Source organism: Pseudomonas sp. R3-57 (assembly GCF_051132065.1).
Classification (GTDB): Bacteria; Pseudomonadota; Gammaproteobacteria; order Pseudomonadales; family Pseudomonadaceae; genus Aquipseudomonas.
Genome location: NZ_CP071655.1, coordinates 1,148,352 through 1,169,483, shown reverse-complemented (window position 1 = coordinate 1,169,483; position 21,132 = coordinate 1,148,352). Strand labels below are relative to the sequence as shown.

General features: G+C 61.0%; 18 protein-coding genes. 11 read left to right on the top strand and 7 right to left on the bottom strand.

Annotated elements, in window-relative coordinates; translation table 11 throughout:
- Nucleotides 1–80: 80 nt before the first annotated feature.
- Entirely contained in the window at nt 81–590 is a 510-nt protein-coding gene (locus J3P93_RS05455) for a disulfide bond formation protein B (protein WP_093098526.1), read from the bottom strand.
- A gap of 224 nt (nt 591–814) precedes the next feature.
- Nucleotides 815–1,996 carry an NO-inducible flavohemoprotein gene (hmpA, locus tag J3P93_RS05450; RefSeq protein ID WP_434595674.1) on the bottom strand — a complete coding sequence of 394 codons (1,182 nt, stop codon included), beginning with the start codon at nt 1,994–1,996 and terminating at the stop codon, nt 815–817.
- Between the two features lie 158 nt (nt 1,997–2,154).
- On the opposite strand from hmpA, the gene norR reads away from it, so the two are divergent.
- From norR to J3P93_RS05425, 5 genes are all read left to right on the top strand, one after another.
- Nucleotides 2,155–3,711 carry a nitric oxide reductase transcriptional regulator NorR gene (gene norR / locus J3P93_RS05445; RefSeq protein WP_434595672.1) on the top strand — a complete coding sequence of 519 codons (1,557 nt, stop codon included), beginning with the start codon at nt 2,155–2,157 and terminating at the stop codon, nt 3,709–3,711.
- Nucleotides 3,712–4,022: 311 nt separating this feature from the next.
- Nucleotides 4,023–4,925, top strand: coding sequence for a chemotaxis protein CheV (locus J3P93_RS05440; RefSeq protein ID WP_090286091.1), 903 nt, complete (start codon nt 4,023–4,025; stop codon nt 4,923–4,925).
- A gap of 27 nt (nt 4,926–4,952) precedes the next feature.
- The gene (locus tag J3P93_RS05435) at nt 4,953–5,411 is read left to right on the top strand and encodes a GNAT family N-acetyltransferase (RefSeq protein ID WP_434598294.1); all 459 of its coding nucleotides are present in this window, start codon (nt 4,953–4,955) and stop codon (nt 5,409–5,411) included.
- Nucleotides 5,412–5,556: 145 nt separating this feature from the next.
- Complete coding sequence (locus tag J3P93_RS05430) at nt 5,557–5,883, top strand: hypothetical protein (RefSeq protein WP_434595670.1); 327 nt, start codon at nt 5,557–5,559, stop codon at nt 5,881–5,883.
- Between the two features lie 83 nt (nt 5,884–5,966).
- Nucleotides 5,967–6,716, top strand: coding sequence for a YkgJ family cysteine cluster protein (locus J3P93_RS05425; RefSeq protein WP_434595668.1), 750 nt, complete (start codon nt 5,967–5,969; stop codon nt 6,714–6,716).
- Nucleotides 6,717–6,896: 180 nt separating this feature from the next.
- On the opposite strand, the gene J3P93_RS05420 is transcribed toward J3P93_RS05425, so the two are convergent.
- Nucleotides 6,897–7,136 (bottom strand): hypothetical protein, encoded by a 240-nt coding sequence (locus tag J3P93_RS05420; protein WP_093098509.1) that lies wholly within the window; start codon nt 7,134–7,136, stop codon nt 6,897–6,899.
- Between the two features lie 799 nt (nt 7,137–7,935).
- On the opposite strand from J3P93_RS05420, the gene J3P93_RS05415 reads away from it, so the two are divergent.
- From J3P93_RS05415 to J3P93_RS05390, 6 genes are all read left to right on the top strand, one after another.
- Entirely contained in the window at nt 7,936–9,096 is a 1,161-nt protein-coding gene (locus J3P93_RS05415) for an efflux RND transporter periplasmic adaptor subunit (protein ID WP_434595666.1), read from the top strand.
- Nucleotides 9,093–12,194: a multidrug efflux RND transporter permease subunit gene (locus J3P93_RS05410; RefSeq protein WP_434595664.1), complete on the top strand. Its 3,102-nt coding sequence runs from the start codon at nt 9,093–9,095 to the stop codon at nt 12,192–12,194. The genes J3P93_RS05415 and J3P93_RS05410 overlap by 4 nt, the downstream gene beginning before the upstream one ends.
- Nucleotides 12,195–12,201: 7 nt before the next feature.
- Nucleotides 12,202–12,879: a heavy metal response regulator transcription factor gene (locus tag J3P93_RS05405; RefSeq protein WP_123365697.1), complete on the top strand. Its 678-nt coding sequence runs from the start codon at nt 12,202–12,204 to the stop codon at nt 12,877–12,879.
- A complete protein-coding gene (locus tag J3P93_RS05400) occupies nt 12,869–14,233 on the top strand; it encodes a heavy metal sensor histidine kinase (protein WP_434595662.1) in 1,365 nt (454 codons plus the stop codon). Before J3P93_RS05405 ends, J3P93_RS05400 begins: the two co-directional genes overlap by 11 nt.
- 317 nt (nt 14,234–14,550) lie before the next feature.
- Entirely contained in the window at nt 14,551–14,772 is a 222-nt protein-coding gene (locus J3P93_RS05395) for a hypothetical protein (RefSeq protein WP_434595660.1), read from the top strand.
- A 178-nt stretch (nt 14,773–14,950) separates the two neighbouring features.
- Nucleotides 14,951–16,459: a sensor domain-containing diguanylate cyclase gene (locus J3P93_RS05390; protein WP_434595658.1), complete on the top strand. Its 1,509-nt coding sequence runs from the start codon at nt 14,951–14,953 to the stop codon at nt 16,457–16,459.
- Between the two features lie 203 nt (nt 16,460–16,662).
- On the opposite strand, the gene lpxC is transcribed toward J3P93_RS05390, so the two are convergent.
- The 4 genes from lpxC to J3P93_RS05370 form a co-directional block, all read right to left on the bottom strand.
- Complete coding sequence (gene lpxC / locus J3P93_RS05385; protein WP_007916984.1) at nt 16,663–17,574, bottom strand: UDP-3-O-acyl-N-acetylglucosamine deacetylase; 912 nt, start codon at nt 17,572–17,574, stop codon at nt 16,663–16,665.
- A gap of 112 nt (nt 17,575–17,686) precedes the next feature.
- Nucleotides 17,687–18,883 carry a cell division protein FtsZ gene (gene ftsZ, locus J3P93_RS05380; protein ID WP_016986475.1) on the bottom strand — a complete coding sequence of 399 codons (1,197 nt, stop codon included), beginning with the start codon at nt 18,881–18,883 and terminating at the stop codon, nt 17,687–17,689.
- 103 nt (nt 18,884–18,986) lie between these two features.
- Nucleotides 18,987–20,246 (bottom strand): cell division protein FtsA, encoded by a 1,260-nt coding sequence (gene ftsA / locus J3P93_RS05375; protein ID WP_007916987.1) that lies wholly within the window; start codon nt 20,244–20,246, stop codon nt 18,987–18,989.
- A 15-nt stretch (nt 20,247–20,261) separates the two neighbouring features.
- Nucleotides 20,262–21,128, bottom strand: a complete 867-nt coding sequence (locus J3P93_RS05370) for a cell division protein FtsQ/DivIB (protein WP_073473459.1) — start codon at nt 21,126–21,128, stop codon at nt 20,262–20,264.
- Nucleotides 21,129–21,132: the final 4 nt, after the last annotated feature.

Here is a 21,132-nt window from a genome sequence, read left to right as displayed (position 1 = left end):
TCTGAAACGTGCAACGCCCCGATTGGCTGAACCGCCAATCGGGGCGTTTTGTGTATCGGCCACGCTTGCGAAAAGTTGACTCAGCGCAGTGCTTTTCGATTACGCGAAGTCAGCAACGGCACCAGAATCACCACCAGCACGAACGCCACCAGCGCCCACTGCGCCAGCGACAGGCCGAGGATTGGCGGATATGGAGTGGAGCAGAAGCCGTCAACCTGGAAGCCCAGCGGAAAGATCTTCGCCAGCGGCAGATCATCGACAATCGGTTGCAGCACATCGACGCCACAGCTGACGGCCGGGTAGAACTGCGTGTACACGTGATGCCCGGCGACCGCGGCGCCGGCAAGCGCGCAAAGCACCACCAGCGCTTCGAACACGGTGATGCTGCGACGGCTGCGCATGGCCGCGCCGATGAACGCGAACAGCGCGATCAGCAGCAACGCATAACGCTGCAGAATGCACAGCGGGCACGGCGCTTCGCCGAGCACGACCTGCATGTACAGGGCACCACCGATCAGCGCCAGGCAGATAACGCCCAACAGCACCAGAAAGCGCCGCTCACGGCCCAATCGAATCGTTTCCTCGCTCATTGCCTTTCCCTTGTTTGTCCATGGTTCAGCTGGCTTGCGGCTGAAGGTCGCCGCAAGTCTACACCGGGGCAATAAACGATAGAGCGGTTAAGGAACCATTAACCTCAAGGATTTCGGCTGCTGCAGAAGCGAATCGCCAGCAGGCTGGCTCCCACATTGGCCTGCGCCGAACGCATAACCTGTGGGAGCCAGCCTGCTGGCGATGGGGGCGACCCGGTTTCAGATCATTCCAGAGCAGAAGCCGGCCCGAAGAACTCATAACGGCTCTGCTTCTCCGGCACACCCAGCGCTTTCAGATGACGCTTGATCGCCCCCATGAAACCTTTCGGCCCCAAGAAGTAAGCGTCGACGTCACGTTGCGCAGGCAACCACTCGCCAAGCTGTTCCTGACTCAACATCCCGACCTTGTCCGCCGCCGGGCTGATGCCGTCATCCTCCGCGTAGCAGTAAAACCGCTTGAGCTGCGGATGGCGCGCGGCGAGCTCGTCGATCCAGTTGCGGAACGCGTGCACGCTGCCATTGCGCGCGCAGTGGATGAAATGCACCGGCCGTTCGGTTTGCAGCGCCGCTTCGAGCATCGCCAGCGTCGGGGTGATGCCGACACCGCCGCTGATCAGCACCAGCGGTTTGTCGCTGGCCGACAAGGTGAACTCACCCGATGGCGGGAACAGCTGAATGCTCGCCCCGACCTGCAACTGATCGTGCAAGTGATTGGAAGCACGCCCGCCCGGCTCGCGTTTGACGCTGATGCGGTACTGGCCGTTGTTCGCCAGCGCCGACAGCGAGTAATTGCGGCGGATTTCTTCACCGTCGAGGATCAGCTTCATGCCGATGTACTGACCGGGTTCTGCGGCGAGAATCGGGCCTTTATCGGCGGGTTCGAAATAGAACGAGGTGATCTCGGCGCTCTCCTCGACCTTGGCCGCAACGATGAACTCACGCGCCCCGCGCCAGCCGCCGACGGCTTGTTCCTTCTGGTCGTAGATGGCGGTTTCAGCGCCGATCAGAATGTCAGCCAACTGGCCGTACGCTGCGCCCCAGGCACTCATCACTTCTGGCGTGGCGATTTCATCGCCGAGCACTTCGGAAATCGCACGCAGCAGGCAGGTGCCGACGATTGGGTAGTGCTCCGGGAGAATCTGCAGAGCGACATGCTTGTTGATGATTTTCGCCACCAGATCGCCCAGTTGATCGAGCTGATCGATGTGGCGGGCGTACATCAATACACCGTTGGCCAATGCCCGCGGCTGGTCGCCGCTGGCCTGGTGGGCCTGATTGAACAACGGGCGCACCTCGGGGTACTCGGACAGCATCATGCGGTAGAAGTGAGTGATCAGCGCTTCACCACCGCTTTCCAGCAGGGGTACGGTGGATTTGACGATGGCACGGTCCTGGGCACTAAGCATGAGGGTGACTCCTGAGCTTTATTTAAAAGATTGCTGGTGGAGTATCAGCTTTCGTGCCAATTAATTTATTCATATAAATCAATTGGTTATTTTTAATGTGGTCACAAAGACCTATGACGCCTTATAGTCTTAGTGACTACATGAGGTCTATTTGACTAATGACTGCCAAATCTCTGCTCACCGCCCTGCTCCCTCTGGTTGCCGATCTGTCGCGCGAACTGCCCGAGGGTGAGCGCTATCGGCGCCTGCTTGAAGCCATGCGCGCCCTGTTGCCCTGCGACGCCGCCGCGCTTTTGCGGCTGGACGGTGAATCGCTGGTGCCGCTGGCCGTCGACGGCTTGAGCACCGACACCCTCGGGCGCCGCTTCAAGGTCAGCGAACATCCGCGCTTCGAAATTCTGCTGGCCGGCGCCGGGCCGACGCGTTTCGCTGCCGACAGCGAACTGCCCGACCCCTATGACGGTCTGGTCGACGGCCTCGACGATCATCTGGAAGTTCACGACTGTCTCGGCTGCCCTTTATTCGTCGATGAAAAGCTCTGGGGCCTGATCACCCTCGACGCGCTCGATCCTGAACGTTTCGAGCCGATCGAACTGGACGCTCTGCAAGCCTTCGCCAGCCTCGCCGCGGCCACGGTCAACGCCGCCGAACGCATCGAACGACTGGCCAATCGCGCCGAAGACGAGCATCAGCGCGCCGAGGTCTATCGTCAGGCCAGCGGCCAACAGCAGCGAGAAATGATCGGCCAAAGCAAAGCGCATAAACGCCTGGTCGAGGAAATCAATCTGGTCGGCGGCAGCGACCTGACCGTGTTGATCACTGGCGAAACCGGGGTCGGCAAAGAGCTGGTTGCCCAAGCGATTCACGCCGCCTCGGCGCGTGCCGACAAACCGGTCATCAGCCTCAACTGCGCCGCGCTGCCGGACACGCTGGTCGAAAGCGAGCTGTTCGGCCACGTCCGCGGCGCCTTCACCGGCGCCACCAGCGACCGTCGCGGCAAGTTCGAACTGGCCAATGGCGGCACGCTGTTTCTCGATGAGGTCGGTGAGCTGTCACTGACCGTGCAGGCGAAATTGCTGCGCGTGTTGCAGAGCGGGCAGTTGCAGCGCCTGGGGTCGGACAAGGAGCATCAGGTCGACGTGCGCCTGATCGCCGCAACCAACCGCGACCTCGCCGAAGAAGTACGCAGCGGCCGCTACCGTGCCGACTTCTATCATCGTCTTAGCGTCTACCCGCTGAAGGTCCCGGCGCTGCGCGATCGCGGGCGCGACGTGCTGCTGCTCAGCGGTTTCTTCCTTGAGCAGAACCGCTCGCGCATGGGCCTCAACAGCCTGCGCCTGAACAGCGACGCCCAGGAAGCGCTGCTCGCCTACACCTGGCCGGGCAATGTCCGCGAGCTCGAACATCTGATCGGCCGCAGCGCGCTGAAGGCGCTGGGCAACTGCAAGGTGCGGCCGAAGATTCTCAGCCTGAGTGCGGCGGATCTGGATTTGCCGCGCGAGGTTGTGGATAACCCGATTGAGAGGGAGGCCAGTGTGCGGGAATTGCCTTTGATCAGCGGCGATCTGCGCCGTGCGACCGAGCAGTTTCAGCGCCAGTTGATCAGCGCGGCGCTGGCGCGTAATCAGGATAATTGGGCGAGTGCGGCGCGGGAGTTGGGGGTTGATCGGGCGAACCTTGGGCGGATGGCCAAGCGGTTGGGGATGAAGAGCTAAAAGCACACCCTCACCCCAGCCCTCTCCCGGAGGGAGAGGGAACTGACCGAGGTGTCTTGCGTTATACATCGACCTGAAAAACCGCGTCGATTATGGATTCAGTGCAGCAGGATCAGGTCGACGTAATTATTCTAAATCCCACGGTCGGCTCCCTCTCCCTCCGGGAGAGGGCTTGCGGGCGGCGTTCCGATGAGGGGCTTTTGATCTGTGACGACAAATCTAAAGCCCACCCCATTCAAGCCGATAACCCGGCATCAATGGTTTCTGGCGATTCCACCCTCGCCCATCACCTTTTTCCACAGAAGGTCCAAATGTCCTCGACAAAAGCCCGCGCAGATTCACTTTCGCTTCTTCTGTTTACCTTGCGCAGCGGCAAGCTGATGGCGATCAACCTGCTGAAAGTCAGCGAAATCATTCCCTGCCCGCCGCTGACCAAACTGCCGGAGTCGCACCCGCACGTCAAAGGCATCGCCACCCTGCGCGGCGCCTCGCTGTCAGTGATCGATCTGAGCCGGGCCATCGGTGAGCGACCGCTGGAAGACCCGAACGGTGGCTGCCTGATCGTCACCGATGTCAGCCGTTCGAAGCAGGGTCTGCACGTTCAGGCGGTGAGCAAGATCGTTCATTGCCTGACCACCGACATCAAACCGCCGCCGTTCGGCTCCGGCGGTTCGCGCGCTTACATCACCGGGGTGACCTCGGTCGACGGCACTTTGGTGCAGGTGCTGGATATCGAAAAAGTTATCCACAGCATCGCCCCGGCGCAGATCGAAATGGCCCCGACCGACCTGACCATGGAAGACGCCGAAGTGCTCGGCAACGCGCGGATTCTGGTGGTCGACGACAGTCAGGTGGCGCTGCAGCAATCGGTGCACACCCTGCGCAACCTCGGCCTGCAATGCCACACCGCACGCAGCGCCAAGGAGGCCATCGACTGCCTGCTCGACCTGCAAGGCACCGCGCAACAGATCAACCTGATTGTCTCCGACATCGAAATGTCCGAGATGGACGGCTACGCCTTCACCCGCACGCTGCGGGAAACACCTGACTTTGCGCATTTGTATGTGCTGCTGCACACCTCGCTCGACAGCGCGATGAACAGCGAGAAAGCGCGACTGGCCGGGGCCAACGGCGTGCTGACCAAATTCTCCTCGCCGGAGCTGACCCATTGCCTGATCGAAGCGGCCAAACACGTTGCGGCGCAAGGTCATTGAGTTTTGACTGAAACATTCTGCTTTCTGATGCGCCGCGATCTGCGCGCAGATCTGCCGGACATCCGCTGGCCGGACGGTGTTGAGGTCAGCACTTACCAACCGCAATCCGCAGCCGCCGTGCACGCGCTGATGCAGCTCGGTTACCGCGAGGGCGGTGGCCGGGTGCCGGCGCTTGAGGTTTGGCAGCAACGGTTCGAACGCGACCCCGAATACGATCCGGCGCTGTGCTTTGTCGCCAGCGATGCCGACGGCGTGGTGGGTGTGGCGCAGTGCTGGACCAGTTCGTACATCAAGAATCTGGTAGTGCATCCGCGCTTACAGGGGCGTGGATTGGGTCGGGCGCTGCTGCTTAATGCGTTCACGGTGTTTCAGCAGCGACGCGAAAGGTTTGTTGACCTCAAAGTGCTGGAAGACAATCTGCGGGCGCAGCGGCTGTATGAGAGTGCCGGGATGTATGTGGTTCGCCGGGAATTGGTGCCGGACTGACCCACCGCCTTCGCGAGCAGGCTCGCTCCCAATTTCGGAATGCATTCCAGACTGTAGGGGTGAGCCTGCTCGCGATGAAGCCGGCACTGGCAACTTCTAACCCTCAGGCATACTCCAACCTTGGCCAATAACAAGGATGCCTCCCATGAAAGCCGTCACCGCCAGCCTGCTCTGCCTCACCGCCCTCGCTTCCCAGGCCCACGCCTCCAGCCCAGACGCCTGGGCTGCCTACGACAAAACCGTGCTCGCCATTTGCACCAAGGCCAGCGGCCTGAAAAACGCCAAACCGGTCGGCACTCCGGCGCAATTCGACGACCGCGTCGGCTACACCGCCGTGCTACTGCAGGGCCAGTACCCGCAAAAACACATGAAAGGCCAGCAAGGCACCGAGCTGTGCCTGTACAGCAAATCCGCGAAAACCGCGTTCGTCACCGAGTGGGACTCGATCCGCCCGACCGCCAAAAGCCGCTGAGTGGCGCACAACTTGCTTCGACGCAGGCCTGTACGGTGGTTTTCCGCCGCCGGTTCACACCCTGATTGAAGACAGATCGCACAATGAATACGACGTTTTCCTGCGTAGGCTGCGGTAAATGCTGCACCGACCACCATGTCCCGCTGACCCTCGCCGAAGCCCGTATGTGGGCGGCGGACGGCGGTCAGGTGATCGTGCTGGTCGAAGCCTTCCTTGGCAACGGCCTCGGGCTGCCAATGCAGCAACGTGAGCACGCCGAACGCCGTTCAGTGCGGGTCCGCAGCGGCAGCACCGATGCCCATGTGGCGATAACCTTCGCCGCCTACAACGTCGGTCCCTGCCGGAATCTTGACGAAGACAAGCTCTGCCGAATCTATGAGCGGCGGCCGTTGGTGTGCCGCATCTATCCGGCGGAAATCAATCCGCACATCCCCCTGAATCCGGCGGCCAAGGACTGCCCACCAGAATCCTGGGAGCAGGGACCGTTGTTGATTGCCGGGGGCGAATTGGTCGATCAGGAATTGATCGAGTTGATCCAGCGCTCGCGTCAGGCCGATCGCGATGACATCCAAAGCAAGGATGCAATCTGCGCAATGCTCGGGATTCGCACCACGGCGCTGAAGGGCGACGGGTTTACTGCGTATCTGCCGAATATGAGTGCGTTTGCAGCGATGATCGATCAGGTCAGCGAGCAGACCTCGACGGCCGCGCCGAGTGAGTGGCTATTTCATCTGTCAGGAGAGGATGTTGCCGGGCAAGTCGCCGCGGCCGGGGCACGCGTGGTGGCTGAGCCGGCGCAGACCTATGCGTTTATATCGCTGCGGGCGGCTTGATCCGGATTTTGCACTGAGGCCAATGGCCCAATCGCTACCAGGCTAGCTCCCACAGGGGATTTGCGTAACGACGCGGCCCCCATGTGGGAGCCAGCCTGCTGGCGATGACGGCAGAGCAAGCACCTTCAATCGCCAACCTGCCGCTGCCGCCGAATTCATGAAGCAAGGCGTGAATAAACCTCAGCGCTTGCCCATCGACCGACGCGTACCCGGCGGCGCCATGCCCGGGGTTTTGGTGTGGCCGTTCTTGGCGCCGTTCTTGTACCAAGGCTGATTAGAGCCTTTGGCAGCGGCCAGGTCACCCGGTTTGAACGGGAATTTGAACGCCGGGATTTCGGCTTTGGTGTCGTTGGCGTCGGCCAATTCAACCGGGACAGCGCTCACAGCGTCGTCAACCGGCGGCAGGGTCGGGGAAGTCATAAAAGCTCCGCAAAGCAGCAAGTCGGGCCCGATCAGTGAGCCGCGAAGGCGCGCAGTATACCTGCACGCCCTGACTCGGCACCTGGAGAATTGCGTCAAACGCCGAACGGTTTGCCGATACGTGACGATGCCTTTGCCGCTGAAGGTCTTCAGCGCTTCGTAACACCCCCCTCACCCTAGCCCTCTCCCGGAGGGAGAGGGGACTGATCGTGGGGGATGCGAGAACTACGCCGACTCGCGATACCGAGTCGTATGAGATTTTCAAAGCCAAAGCAGGTCGGCTCCCTCTCCTGGGGGAGAGGGCTGGGCGGGCGGCGTTCCGATGAGGGGCGAATCCACCACCAATCCCAAACCAACCACCCGCTTCTAACCACTCAACAATGAGCGTTAGCTCGAGTGCCTTTGATCTTGATCTTGCCTAACCAGCGACATCGGAAGGCTGAGTGGAGGGATTGATCCGGGCGTGGGAGCGCAGCGACCGTCTGGCGCAGCCAGACACAGCGGACGTAGGTGCAGCGCAGCAAACCGTAGCCGCTGCGCCCGGATCGATCCCGGAGCGAAGGGACCCGAGCCTGCGAGGGCCGAACGTAGGAGCTAGCGTTTTTTGCTTACTTTTTTTGGCGCTTGTAAAAAAGTAAGTCGCCGTCAGGCGAAACCGCCAGCGGCCGCTACCGCAGCAACGGATAAACACCCAAACGAAACTGACAGCGCTGTCAGCCAGCCGTCACCCTCCTGACCCCCAAACCCGTATATAAAGCTCCAACCTGCCCAAACTCCAAACCCCTCGGCGCCACACCGCATGCGAATCGAAAAAAACAAAGCCCTGCTCGCCACCCTGCTGATCCTGCTGGCAGCCACAGGCCTCTGGTTTGCACTCAAACCCGCCCCGGCCAAACTCGCCGCCCCCACCGCCATCCCGGTGCGAGTGGTAACGGTCAGCGCCAAAGACGTCCCCCGCTACACCAGCGGCATCGGCTCGGTCCTCTCCCTGCACAGCGTAGTGGTGCGCCCACAGATCGACGGCATCCTCACCAAAATCCTCGTCAAGGAGGGCCAGTTGGTCAAAGCAGGCGACCCGCTGGCGACCATCGACGACCGCTCGATCCGCGCCAGCCTCGATCAGGCCCGCGCGCAACTGGGCGAAAGCCAGGCGCAACTGCAAGTCGCCCTGGTCAACCTCAAACGCTACAAACTGCTCAGCGTCGATGACGGCGTGTCGAAACAGACCTACGACCAGCAGCAAGCACTGGTCAATCAGCTCAAGGCCACCGCCCAAGGCAATCAGGCCTCGATCGACGCGGCGCAGGTACAACTTTCCTACACGCTGATCCGCTCCCCGGTCACCGGCCGCGTCGGCATTCGTACGGTCGATGAAGGCAACTTCCTGCGCATGACCGACACCGCCGGCCTGTTTACCGTGACCCAGATCGACCCGATCGCTGTCGAGTTTTCCCTGCCCCAGCAAATGCTGCCGACCCTGCAAAGCCTGATCAACGATCCGCAGCGCGCGCCGGTCAAGGCCTACATCGGCGCCGACACCGATGGCGAAACCGCTAACCTGCTCGGCGAAGGTCTCCTGACCCTGATCGACAACCAGATCAACGCCAACACCGGCACCATCCGCGCCAAGGCCGAATTCGCCAACGCCAGCCAGAAGCTCTGGCCCGGCCTGCTGGTCACGGTGAAAATTCAGACCGCCCTCGACAAGGCTGCGCTGGTGGTTCCGCCCACGGTCGTACAGCGCGGCCTCGATCAACACTTCGTTTACCGGGTCAACGGCGACAAGGTTGAAGCCGTGCAGGTGCAGATGGTTTATCAGGGCAGCGGCCAGGACATCATCAAAGGCGTGAACGCCGGCGATGTGCTGGTCACCGATGGCCAGTCGCGGCTCAAGCCCGGCTCGACCGTGCAAGTCATGAGCGAGCCGCCGCAAGTGGTGCAAGCGGAGCCGGGCCGATGAAGGCGCACAAAGGCGTTTCGACCTGGTGCATCGATCACCCGGTCGCGACCATTCTGCTGACCATCGCGCTGGTACTGGTGGGCGTGATTGCCTTCCCGCGCTTGCCGATTGCGCCACTGCCGGAGGCGGAATTTCCGACCATCCAGGTGTCGGCGCAGTTGCCCGGCGCCAGCCCCGACACCATGGCGTCATCAGTGGCCACGCCGCTGGAGGTGCAATTCAGCGCCATCCCCGGCATGACCCAGATGACCTCAAGCAGTGCGCTGGGCTCGACCCTGCTGACCCTGCAATTCACCCTCGACAAAAGCATCGACACCGCTGCTCAGGAAGTGCAAGCGGCGATCAACACCGCCGCCGGCAAGTTGCCCAAGGACATGCCGACGCTGCCGACCTGGAAGAAGGTCAACCCGGCCGACAGCCCGGTGCTGATTCTCAGCGTCAGCTCGACGCAAATGCCCGGCACCGAACTCAGCGACCTGGTGGAAACCCTGCTGGCGCGTCAGATCAGTCAGATCGATGGCGTAGGCCAAATCAACATTACCGGTCAGCAACGCCCGGCGATTCGCGTGCAGGCTTCGGCGGACAAACTGGCGGCGATTGGCCTGACCCTCGCCGACATTCGTCTGGCAATCCAGCAGACCAGCCTCAACCTCGCCAAGGGTGCGCTGTACGGCGAATCGAGCATCTCGACGTTGTCGACCAACGACCAGTTGTTCCATCCTGAGGACTACAGCCAGCTCATCGTTTCCTACAAGGACGGCGCGCCGGTGCACCTGCGCGATGTCGCCAAAGTGGTCAACGGTGCCGAAGATGCCTACGTGCAGGCCTGGGCGGGTGACAGGCCGGGGGTGAATCTGGTGATCTCGCGCCAGCCCGGCGCCAACATCGTCGAGACCGTCGACCGCATTCAAGCCGCCCTGCCCGGCCTCGAAGCCATGCTGCCGGCCTCGGTGCAGGTGAAAACCCTGATCGACCGCACCCAGACCATCCGCGCCTCGCTGCACGAAGTCGAGATCACCTTGTTGATCGCGATCCTGCTGGTGGTCGCGGTGATGGCGTTGTTCCTGCGCCAGTTGTCGGCGACGCTGATCGTCTCGGCGGTGCTCGGCGTTTCGCTGGTGGCGAGTTTCGCCCTGATGTACCTGCTCGGTTTCAGCCTGAACAACCTGACATTGGTGGCGATCGTCGTCGCAGTCGGCTTCGTGGTCGACGATGCGATTGTGGTGGTGGAAAACATCCACCGGCATCTGGAGGCCGGCGACGACATGCGCGAAGCGGCGATCAAAGGTGCGGGCGAGATCGGTTTCACCGTAGTCTCGATCAGTTTTTCGCTGGTGGCGGCGTTCATTCCGCTGCTGTTCATGGGCGGTGTGGTCGGACGGTTGTTCAAGGAATTCGCCCTGACCGCGACCTCGACCATCATGATTTCCGTGGTGGTGTCGCTGACGCTGGCGCCGACGCTGGCGGCGCTGTTCATGCGCAAACCGACGCACCATGCCCACGATAAACCGGGGTTCAGCGAACGCTTGCTCGGCTGGTATGAACGCGGCCTGCGCCGCGCCCTCGACCATCAGAAGTTGATGATCGGCGTGTTCGCTCTGTCGCTGGCACTGGCGATCGGCGGTTACATCTTTATCCCGAAAGGTTTCTTTCCGGTGCAGGACACCGGTTTCGTCCTCGGCACCACCGAAGCGGCTGCAGATATCTCCTACGGTGACATGGTGAAAAAACACTTGGCGATGGCGGAAATCGTTGCCGCCGACCCAGCGGTGCAAGCATTTTCCCATTCGGTCGGGGTTTCCGGCAGCAACCAGACCATCGCCAACGGGCGCTTCTGGATCGCCCTGAAGAAACGCGGCGATCGCGACGTCAGCGCCAGCCAGTTCATCGACCGCATCCGCCCGCAATTGATGAAAGTCCCTGGCATCGTTCTGTATCTGCGCGCCGGCCAGGACATCAACCTCAGCTCCGGCCCGAGCCGTGCGCAGTACCAATACGTGCTCAAGAGCAACGACGGCGCGACCCTCGCGACGTGGACGCATCGCCTGACCGAAAAACTGCGCAGCAACCCGGCGTTCCGCGACATTTCCAATGACCTGCAACTGGGCGGCAGCATCACCCATATCAGCATCCACCGCAGCGCCGCCGCGCGTTTCGGCCTGACCGCCAGCGACGTCGACGAAGCGCTGTACGACGCCTTCGGCCAACGGCAGATCAATGAATTCCAGACCCAGGTCAACCAGTACAACGTGATCCTCGAGCTGGACACCAAACAGCGCGGCAAAGCCGAAAGCCTGAATTATTTCTACCTGCGTTCGCCGCTGAGTGGCGAGATGGTGCCGCTGTCGGCGCTGGCCCGCTTCGATGCGCCGACCATTGGCCCGCTGTCGATTGCCCACGACGGCATGTTCCCGGCGGCAAATCTGTCGTTCAACCTCGCGCCCGGTGTGGCGCTAGGTGATGCGGTGATTCTGCTCAATCAGGCCAAAGCCGAAATCGGCATGCCCACCGCGATCAGCGGCAATTTCCAGGGCGCGGCGCAGGCGTTCCAGAGTTCGCTGGCCAGTCAGCCGTGGCTGATTCTTGCGGCGCTGGTGGCGGTGTACATCATTCTCGGCGTGCTTTACGAGAGCTTCGTGCATCCGCTGACGATCATTTCGACATTGCCGGCGGCGGGTCTGGGCGCGGTGATCATGCTGTGGATCTGCGGCCAGGACTTTTCGATCATGGCGTTGATCGGGCTGGTGTTGCTGATCGGTATCGTCAAGAAAAACGGCATCCTGATGATTGACTTCGCGCTCGAAGCGCAACGCCAGCGCGGCCTGTCGCCGCAAGAGGCGATTTTCGAGGCGTGCATCACGCGGTTCCGGCCGATCATCATGACTACCCTCGCCGCCCTGCTCGGCGCCCTGCCGCTGATGCTCGGCTACGGCACCGGCGCCGAGCTGCGCCAGCCGCTGGGTATCGCAGTGGTCGGCGGTTTGCTGGTCAGCCAGATGCTGACGCTGTTCACTACACCGGTCATATACTTATGGCTCGAGCGGCTGTTTCACCGGCCCCGACCTGTGCCGGCAACGGCATTGGCGACCACAGACTGAGGCGGTCATGCGCGTTCTGATTATCGAAGACGAGGAAAAAACCGCGGACTATCTGCATCGCGGCCTCACTGAACAAGGCTATACCGTGGACCTGGCCCGCGACGGCATCGAAGGCCTGCACCTGGCGCTGGAAAGCGATTATGCGGTGATCGTCCTCGACGTGATGTTGCCGGGCCTCGATGGCTTCGGCGTGCTGCGTGCCTTGCGTGCGCGCAAGCAGACCCCGGTGATCATGCTCACCGCCCGCGAGCGCGTCGAGGATCGTATCAAAGGCCTGCGCGACGGTGCCGACGACTACCTCGGCAAACCGTTTTCCTTCCTTGAGCTGGTCGCGCGTCTGCAAGCGCTGACCCGCCGCAGTGGCGGCCACGAACCGGTGCAAGTGAGCATCGCCGACCTGTGGATCGATCTGATCAGCCGCAAAGCCACCCGCGCCGGCACCCGTCTGGACCTGACGGCCAAGGAGTTCTCGCTGCTCAGCGTGCTCGCCCGCCGCCAGGGTGAAATCCTCTCGAAAACCGCAATTGCCGAGATGGTCTGGGACATCAATTTCGACAGTGACGCCAACGTCGTCGAAGTCGCGATCAAACGTCTGCGCGCCAAACTTGACGGGCCGTTCGAAGAAAAACTGCTGCACACCATCCGTGGCATGGGTTATGTGCTGGAGAGCCGTGGTGTCCAGTAACTCCATCGCACTGCGCCTCAGCGGGATGTTCACGCTGGTGGCGCTGGTGGTGTTTGTGTTGATCGGCGGCGCGCTGTATCAGCAGGTCGACAAAGGCCTTGGCCTGCTTCCCGAAGCCGAACTCGATGCGCGTTACAGCGTGCTCGAATCCACCGTCGGGCGTTACGGCACGCCGGAGCACTGGGTGAAGATCAACAACAAGCTCAAGCTGCTCGGCGAGGAAGACAAGCGCATCAGTTTCTGGATCAGCAGCGGCAACCCGCAATACGAATACGGCAACCTCACGCCACAGATCCGCGCGGTCGCCAACGGCCCGCTGGGCATGCGTGACCTGCAATTGCCCGATCAGCCCGCGCCGCTGAAAGTGCTGGTCAGCCAGTTCCCGGCCAAGGACCAGCGCCCGCCGCTGCGCTTCATGATTGGCATCGACACCGAGACGTTCCACCAGACCCAACACCAGTTGCTGATTGCCTTGGTCAGCCTGGCGATCGTCGGCGTGCTGCTGGCGTCGGCGCTGGGTTATTGGGTAGCGCGGATTGGCTTGCAGCCGCTGATCAAGCTGTCTCAGGAAGCCCAGCGTCTGGCGCCGCCACTGCGCGCCGGACGCCTGCGCCTGTCGCCACTGCCGCCGGAGCTTGCGCAGTTTGTCGAGTCGTTCAACTCGACGCTGGAGCGCGTCGAACTGGCCTATTCGCGCCTGGAATCATTCAACGCCGACGTCGCCCATGAACTGCGTTCACCCCTGACCAACCTGATCGGCCAGACGCAAGTGGCGTTGACCCGCGGGCGCTCTGCAGAGCATTACTTCGAAGTGCTGCAATCGAATCTGGAAGAACTCGAACGACTGCGCTCGATCATCAACGACATGCTGTTTCTGGCCAGTGCCGATCAGGGCAACAAGGCGACCCGACTCACCTCTACGTCGTTGGCCGATGAAGTGGCAACGACGCTGGACTATCTGGATTTCATTCTCGAAGACGCGCAGGTGCAAGTGCGGGTCAGCGGCGACGCGCAGGTGCAGATCGAAGTCGCGCATTTACGTCGGGCATTGATCAATCTGCTGAGCAACGCGGTGCAGCATACCGAACCGGGTGAGGTGATCGAGGTGTGCATCGAGGTCGAGGAACATCAGGTAAGCATCGGTGTGGCGAATCCCGGATTGCCGATTGCCAGTGAACATCTGCCACGTCTGTTTGAGCGATTTTACCGGGTCGATGCGTCGCGCCGTAACAGTGGCAATAACCATGGCTTGGGGCTGGCGATCGTCAAGGCGATTGCGTTGATGCATGGTGGGGATGTGTTTGTGCGCAGTGATCGGGGGGTTAATACCTTTGGAATGCATCTGCCGATCTAAAAGCCCCTCATCGGAACGCCGCCCGCCTAGCCCTCTCCCGGAGGGAGAGGGGACTGACCGAGTTTGATGTTGAGGATACGTCTACTTGAAATTCCTGAGTCGAACTAAAGTTCTGAAAAGCCCCCGATCGGCTCCCTTTCCCTTCGCCCCCTTGGGGGAGAGGGCTGGGGTGAGGGGGTTGCTCTTGGCTACACCGCAATCCTGGACTTTTACCTCCTACGCAACAGTCATTTATGAAAACCACGCTGTTTCCCATCACTCGGCAACCTTATCGTGCCCGCACCAAACAGCACTCGCCAAGCGAGAAGGTTTTCAAGATGTCCAACAGTATGGGTATTGCCAGCGCGTTCGTTCTGTCCTCATTGTTCCTGTCGCCGATGGCGATGGCTGAAGAATCGCAAACATTCGTGGCGCATAATATCGCCCGCGCGCAAGCATTCGATCAGCATCAGGCCGAAGTGATGGCCAAGACCCAAGACGCCACGCAAGCCACGCAAGCTGCCACCTCGCCGACGCCAGTGGGCGAAGGCGACAGTTGAGTCGCGCACCGCGCCACCGTTTCCCTCGACGCGGTTGTTTGGCTCTTCCCGTTCAACCGTCGTCATTGCAGGCCGCTGATTTTCAGCGGCCTTTTTTCGTTTTGGATTGCTCTCTCCACAGGGTTTTGTGGTGTGTGTTTAACTACGCTAAGAAGATCATCCCAACCGACAGTCCACCATGATCGTGAGCCATACTCCCTCCATTGCGGGCAAATCCAAACGCCCCGAGCGGCTGCTGATCTGCGGCAGTCTGCTCAGCGTGATCGCGATCGTGTGCATCGTCACGTTCCTGCTCATCCGCGAGCACGCCAGCGCCCAGGAATCCGCTACCCGCAGCGCCACGACCATTGCGCAACTGATCGACGCCGATGTGCTGCGCACGGTCGAACTGTATGACCTCACGCTGCAAGGCCTGATCGCCGCCGCGCAACGGGACGACCTGCAGAACGTCTCGCCGCAGATCCGGCATCTGGCGCTGTTCGACCGCTCGACCACGGCGCGTTACAAGGGCGATATCCTGCTGCTCGACACGCTTGGCAATGTCGTCGCTGACTCTTCGCGGGTCGAGCCGAAGCCGGGCAATTTTGCCGACCGCGATTATTTCCTCGCCCACGCCCTCAACCGCGACATCGGCATGTTCATCAGCCGACCGTTTCAGACCCGTTGCGACTGCGATGAAGCCAATCAGTGGACGATCAGTTTCAGCCGCCGGATTTCCACGCAAACCGGCGAGTTTGCCGGCGTGGCCGTGGCGTCGCTGAAGCTCGATTACTTCGATCAGTTGTTTAACAGCCTCGACATTGGCAAAGACAGCACGTTGAACATCATCAACAGTGACGGCGTGCTGCTCGCGCAGAAGCCCTATCTGCAAAGCGACTCGATCGGCAAAAGCTTCGGCAACCGTCCCAATGTGGTGAAAATCCTCAGCGACAAGGACGGTAACGGCAGTTTCACCAGCACCTCGAGCATGGATCAGCAGCAACGTCTGTATACCTATTCTCGGGTCGGCAATCTGCCGCTGACGGTGATGGTCGCGCTGTCCAGCGACGAAGTGTTCGGCACCTGGCGGCGCACCGCGCTGCTGATCAGTGGCGCGACGGGGATTTTGTGCGTGGGGTTGCTCTGGCTGACCTGGCTGCTCGCCCGCGAGCTGCGCTTGCGCCAGCGTGCCGAACGCGAGCTGGCGCAACTGGCGGCCACTGACGACCTGACCGGCGTGGCCAACCGACGCATGCTCGATCAGACCTTGCGTCATGAATGGTTTCGCGCCCAGCGTTCAGGCCAGCCGCTGTCGGTGATGATGATCGATGCCGATCACTTCAAGGCGTTCAATGACCGCCATGGGCATCAGGCCGGGGATCAGGCACTGAAAACCCTGGCGCAGGTGATTGGCGAAAACGTGCGCCGCCCGGCGGATCTGGTGGCGCGTTATGGCGGCGAGGAGTTTTCCGTAATTCTGGCCGAGACCGACAGCCAGGGCGCGCAACGGATTGCCGAGAAAATTCGCCAGGCAGTTGAGCAATTACCGCTGGTGGACGGGGCTGAGCGGGCGATGACGGTGAGCATCGGTATCGCGACCTGGACGACGGCCAGCGAGATGACGCTGGAGCAGTTGCTGTTTGCGGCGGACAAGGCGTTGTATCAGGCCAAGGAAGGGGGGCGTAATCGGGTGGTGGTATCAACCTGAAGCCGTGCGGTGGAGGTGATGGCCCCATCGCTGGCAAGCCAGCTCCCACAAGGATTTGAGGTGTGCTGCAAATTTTTGCCTCACCCGTAAACCTGTGGGAGCTGGCTTGCCAGCGATGAGGCCAGTGCTGGCAACACAAAAACCAAGGGCATAAAAAAAGGCCATCCAGGGATGGCCTTCAAAAAACTAGAGAGGTTTTTTACTTACACGGCCGCAACCGGGCGCATGTAAGAGATCGGTGCGGTGCTGGCGTCTTCGAACGTCACCACTTCCCAAGCGTCTGTCTGCTCAATCAACTTGCGCAGCAGCTGGTTGTTCAGTGCATGACCGGACTTGAAGCCTTTGAACTCACCAATCAGGCTGTTGCCCAGCAGGTACAGGTCGCCAATTGCATCGAGGATCTTGTGTTTGACGAATTCGTCTTCATAGCGAAGACCGTCTTCGTTCAACACGCCATCGGCGTCGACCACGATTGCGTTTTCAACGCTGCCGCCGAGTGCGAGGTTGTGCTTGCGCAGGTACTCGATGTCACTCATGAAACCAAAGGTACGCGCGCGGCTGACTTCTTTTACGAACGAAGTGCTGGAAAAGTCCACGCTTGCACTCTGGGTGCGGTCCCGGAAAACCGGGTGATCGAAATCGATCTCGAAGCTCACCTTGAACCCTTCGAAAGGCACGAAAGTGGCGCGCTTGTCGCCGTCTTCCACTGTCACTTCACGCAGGATGCGGATGAATTTCTTGGCGGCGTCCTGTTCTTCCAGGCCTGCCGATTGAATCAGGAATACGAAGGGTCCAGCGCTGCCATCCATGATCGGGACTTCGGACGCGGAGAGCTCGACGTAGGCGTTATCGATGCCCAGGCCAGCCATGGCCGAGAGCAAGTGCTCTACCGTGTCCACTTTGACGTCGCCATTGATCAGCGTCGTCGACATAGTGGTTTCACCGACGTTTTCCGCGCGGGCAGGAATCTGCACCACAGGGTCGAGGTCAGCGCGACAAAACACAATGCCAGTGTCGACAGGCGCAGGCTTGAGGGTCAGATAGACCTTCTCACCGGAGTGCAGGCCTACACCTGTGGCACGGATAATATTTTTCAGTGTGCGTTGTTTAATCATGGCTTGGGCCGCTTCAGCGCAAATTGCGAACTGGTATCAACAAAGGCTGGCGATGATAGCAGACCATGCCTTTGCTGAACACCAATCACCTTCATAGGCCTGATACATTCCATCAATCGGCCTGACGACGCAGGAATGCCGGGATGTCCAGGTAGTCCAGGTCATCTTGCGGATTCATCTTCGCGGCAGCCGCAGCACCGGCCTGAGCCTGGTTGCGCATGACGGTTGGACGGTCCAGATCACGGTAGTTCACCGCTGGCGCTTCCTGACGGGCCGGAGCCGGTTGTTGCACCTGCGCCGAAGCCATCGAGGTGTGCACAGTGTTGTCGATGACCTTCACAGGTTTCTCGATTTTCGCGCCCAGACCGGTGGCAACCACGGTGACGTGCAGCTCGTCGCGCATGTCCGGATCGATAACGGTACCGACCTTGACCATCGCGTGCTCGGAAGCGAAGGCTTCGATGATGCTACCCACGTCGGAGTACTCACCCAGCGACAGGTCAGGACCGGCGGTGATGTTCACCAGGATGCCGCGTGCGCCCTGCAGGTTGACGTCTTCGAGCAGCGGGTTGCGGATTGCCGCTTCAGTCGCTTCACGTGCACGGTTCGGACCGCTGGCGCAGCCAGTGCCCATCATCGCCATGCCCATTTCGCTCATCACGGTACGTACGTCGGCGAAGTCGACGTTGATCATGCCCGGACGCTTGATGATGTCGGAGATACCGCGAACGGCACCGGCCAGTACATCGTCTGCCTTGGCGAAAGCCGACAAGAGGCTTGCGTCTTTACCGAGGATGGTCAGCAGTTTTTCGTTCGGAATGGTGATCAGCGAGTCAACGCTTTCCGAGAGCATGCGGATGCCTTCATCGGCGATCTGCATACGCTTGCGACCTTCGAACGGGAACGGACGGGTCACGACCGCAACGGTCAGGATGCCCATTTCCTTGGCCACTTCGGCAATGATCGGCGCTGCACCGGTACCGGTACCGCCGCCCATGCCAGTGGTGATGAACACCATGTTGGTGCCCTGCAGCACTTCGGCAATGCGCTCACGGTCTTCCAGAGCGGCCTGACGACCGACTTCAGGGTTGGCGCCCGCGCCCAGACCTTTGGTCACGCCGGTGCCCAGTTGCAGAATGGTCCGCGCGCCGATGTTTTTCAGCGCCTGAGCATCGGTGTTGGCGCAGATGAACTCAACGCCTTCGATGTTGCTCTTGACCATGTGATTGACAGCGTTGCCGCCGCCACCGCCGACACCGATAACCTTGATTACCGGGCTTGCGGGGATGTTGTCTACGAGTTCGAACATTTTCCCTCTCCTTACATTCTCTAGTTTTTTCGCCTACTGCTGTTTGTTGCGGTGTATCTACTGCAGTTGCTTGCCGCTTGAAGCTTGTCGCTTCAAGCTGCTTTTAAAAGTTGCCCTGAACCCACTTCTTCAAGCGGTCCAGCAACGGCGCCTGCGGCTCTTCGTTGCTGTAGCTGTCGCGGCTGCCGATACCCGAGAACGAAACCCCGTCGGACTGCTTTTGCAGGCCGTACATCAACAAACCAACGCCAGTGGAATAGATCGGGTTGCGCACCACGTCATCCAGGCCTTTGACGCCATGTGGTACACCGAGGCGTACCGGCATGTGGAAGATTTCCTCGGCCAGTTCAGTGGCGCCTTCCATCTTCGAGGTGCCGCCAGTCAGGACGATGCCGGCCGGGATCAGGTCTTCGTAGCCGCTGCGGCGCAGCTCGGCCTGGATCAGCGTGAACAGTTCGTCGTAACGCGGCTCGACCACTTCGGCCAGGGCCTGACGCGACAGTTCGCGCGGTGGACGGTCGCCTACGCTTGGCACCTTGATGGTTTCGCCGGCACCGGCCAGTTTGGCCAGGGCGCAGGCGTAACGGATCTTGATCTCTTCGGCGTACTGGGTCGGGGTGCGCAACGCCATGGCGATGTCGTTGGTCACCTGATCACCGGCAATCGGGATCACCGCGGTATGCCGGATCGCGCCTTCGGTGAAGATCGCAATGTCAGTGGTGCCGCCGCCGATGTCGACCAGGCACACGCCCAGTTCTTTCTCGTCGTCGGTCAATACCGAGTAGGCCGAGGCCAGTTGCTCGAGGATGATGTCGTCGATTTCCAGACCGCAGCGACGCACGCATTTTTCAATGTTCTGCGCGGCGTTGACGGCGCAAGTGACCACATGAACCTTGGCCTCCAGACGCACGCCGGACATGCCCAGTGGCTCGCGCACGCCTTCCTGGTTATCGATCACGTAATCCTGCGGCAGGGTGTGCAGCACGCGCTGGTCAGCCGGGATCGCCACGGCCTGAGCGGCATCCAGTACACGCTCGAGGTCCGCCGAGCTGACTTCGCGATCACGGATCGCGACGATGCCGTGGGAATTCAGGCTGCGGATGTGATTGCCGGCCACGCCGACAAATGCCGAGTGAATGCGGCAGCCGGCCATCAGCTGGGCTTCTTCGATCGCGCGCTGAATCGACTGCACGGTGGACTCGATGTTGACCACCACGCCTTTCTTCAGGCCACGGGACGGATGGGTACCGATCCCGACGATTTCCAGCGAGCCGTCATCGGAAACCTCGCCGACCAGCGCCACCACCTTGGAGGTGCCGATATCGAGACCGACGATCATTTTGCCGCTTTGCACGTTTGCCATGGGTCCTGCCTCTTCTTAATTCTTTGCGACAGCGGGTTGGGCTGTCGTCGGCGCTACGGGTTCCCGCCAGCCAACAGCGAGGCCGTTGGCGTAGCGCAGATCGATGCGCGCAATGTTCGTAATCTGCTCTTTCAGCGTCTTGTCATAGATGGCGATGAAGCGGCGCATCTTTTCCACCAGATTGCCGCGTCCCAGCAGCAACTCGATGCCGGGGCCGGAACTGCCGGCACCGGTGGTCAGGAACCAGCTGCCGCGTTCACGCAATTCCAGGCGTGCAATCGAAAAACCCAGCGGGCGCAACATCTGGCTCAATACCTGGTACTGCTGCATCACTTGCTGCTGCGCCCGTTGTGGGCCGAACAGTTGCGGCAGGTGTTCGTAGTTCGCCAGCTCCTTGGGCGTGAACGCCTGGCCCTGGTTGTTCAGTAACGATTCGTCGCCCCAACGCGCGACCGGCAGTTGCTCTTCGAGGCGGATCACCACTTGATCCGGCCACACGCGGCGCACTTCGGCGTGGGCGATCCACGGCATCTGCTCAAGCTCGGTGCGCATCCCGGCCAGGTCGATGGTGAAGAAGCTCGACGCCACGAATGGCGCGATGCGCTGCTGCACCGCCTGCTGGCTGATGTAGCTCAGGTCGCCCTGCACCGCGATCTTGCTGATCGGCCGGTCGGCGTACGGCAGCAGACGCTGCGCGCCTTCGTACGTACCGAAGCCCAGCGCCACCAGCAGCACCGGCCAGAACAGGCTTTTCAGAAAGCCGAAATTGGCTTTCGGCAGGCGCGCGGACATCGGCTCTTTCGCCACCATTCGGCTGGCGCCACGCGGCACCGGCTTGCGGCCGGGTGCGGGGGGCTGATGTCGCAGATGAGCGCCTTGCATGGTC

Excerpts from the sequence above, each read along its gene's own strand:
- J3P93_RS05455 (WP_093098526.1), bottom strand. The coding sequence starts at position 590 with ATGAGCGAGGAAACGATTCGATTGGGCCGTGAGCGGCGCTTTCTGGTG.
- hmpA (WP_434595674.1), bottom strand. The coding sequence starts at position 1,996 with ATGCTTAGTGCCCAGGACCGTGCCATCGTCAAATCCACCGTACCCCTG.
- norR (WP_434595672.1), top strand. The coding sequence starts at position 2,155 with ATGACTGCCAAATCTCTGCTCACCGCCCTGCTCCCTCTGGTTGCCGAT.
- J3P93_RS05440 (WP_090286091.1), top strand. The coding sequence starts at position 4,023 with ATGTCCTCGACAAAAGCCCGCGCAGATTCACTTTCGCTTCTTCTGTTT.
- J3P93_RS05435 (WP_434598294.1), top strand. The coding sequence starts at position 4,953 with ATGCGCCGCGATCTGCGCGCAGATCTGCCGGACATCCGCTGGCCGGAC.
- J3P93_RS05430 (WP_434595670.1), top strand. The coding sequence starts at position 5,557 with ATGAAAGCCGTCACCGCCAGCCTGCTCTGCCTCACCGCCCTCGCTTCC.
- J3P93_RS05425 (WP_434595668.1), top strand. The coding sequence starts at position 5,967 with ATGAATACGACGTTTTCCTGCGTAGGCTGCGGTAAATGCTGCACCGAC.
- J3P93_RS05420 (WP_093098509.1), bottom strand. The coding sequence starts at position 7,136 with ATGACTTCCCCGACCCTGCCGCCGGTTGACGACGCTGTGAGCGCTGTC.
- J3P93_RS05415 (WP_434595666.1), top strand. The coding sequence starts at position 7,936 with ATGCGAATCGAAAAAAACAAAGCCCTGCTCGCCACCCTGCTGATCCTG.
- J3P93_RS05410 (WP_434595664.1), top strand. The coding sequence starts at position 9,093 with ATGAAGGCGCACAAAGGCGTTTCGACCTGGTGCATCGATCACCCGGTC.
- J3P93_RS05405 (WP_123365697.1), top strand. The coding sequence starts at position 12,202 with ATGCGCGTTCTGATTATCGAAGACGAGGAAAAAACCGCGGACTATCTG.
- J3P93_RS05395 (WP_434595660.1), top strand. The coding sequence starts at position 14,551 with ATGTCCAACAGTATGGGTATTGCCAGCGCGTTCGTTCTGTCCTCATTG.
- J3P93_RS05390 (WP_434595658.1), top strand. The coding sequence starts at position 14,951 with ATGATCGTGAGCCATACTCCCTCCATTGCGGGCAAATCCAAACGCCCC.
- lpxC (WP_007916984.1), bottom strand. The coding sequence starts at position 17,574 with ATGATTAAACAACGCACACTGAAAAATATTATCCGTGCCACAGGTGTA.
- ftsZ (WP_016986475.1), bottom strand. The coding sequence starts at position 18,883 with ATGTTCGAACTCGTAGACAACATCCCCGCAAGCCCGGTAATCAAGGTT.
- ftsA (WP_007916987.1), bottom strand. The coding sequence starts at position 20,246 with ATGGCAAACGTGCAAAGCGGCAAAATGATCGTCGGTCTCGATATCGGC.
- J3P93_RS05370 (WP_073473459.1), bottom strand. The coding sequence starts at position 21,128 with ATGCAAGGCGCTCATCTGCGACATCAGCCCCCCGCACCCGGCCGCAAG.